The organism is Salinicola halophilus (assembly GCF_003206155.1).
In the GTDB taxonomy this organism is placed as follows: Bacteria; Pseudomonadota; Gammaproteobacteria; order Pseudomonadales; family Halomonadaceae; genus Salinicola; species Salinicola halophilus.
The window spans coordinates 1-535 of record NZ_PZJV01000014.1 but is presented as its reverse complement, the minus strand read 5'-3'; the positions used below and the strand labels follow the sequence as shown (position 1 = coordinate 535).

Here is a 535-nt window from a genome sequence, read left to right as displayed (position 1 = left end):
CGTGCACGCTACTTGCTGGTGATCGAACAGTGTCTTCTCCCGCCCGTACAGCGTGCGCAGCGAAGCCACATCAGGGGTGGCAATGCCAAGTTCCTCGCTCAAGTGGCGCCACAGGGCGACGGGAACCACCCGAAAGGCATACAGCAGGCGGCCACTCATGCGCAAAAACCCGATATGCAGCGCCAGACCGAGCTTGTGGGCGTCACCCCGGCGCGCATTGATTGCCTCGCGCTCTGCACCATCGAAGGTGAAAAACGCCTTCATCTCGAAGTCACTGATATCGCGGGGCAGCTCACGCATCCCCAAAAACGTCGTTTGCCAGTCCTGCATCGTGAACCCCATTAGTGGGAGGCCACGATACCCGTTTGAGAAGTGAACAGGAAAGCCAACAGAATCAACGATCTACCAACACCACCCCCGCGCCAGTGCTGGGTTTGCGTACCGCCAGTTATTGCACTGAAAACGAGGGGACCCCTTTTCCAGAAGGACGGCCGCCGAGGTGGCCACCGACCTGCTTCCACCACCAGCTCGACGC

General features: G+C 59.8%; 1 protein-coding gene. It reads right to left on the bottom strand.

Going from position 1 to position 535, the window contains the following annotated elements:
• Nucleotides 1-330: DUF4158 domain-containing protein (locus DOM33_RS16060; protein ID WP_162618001.1), on the bottom strand; the 330-nt coding region annotated here is incomplete at its 3' end.
• Between the last annotated feature and the right edge of the window lie 205 nt (nucleotides 331-535).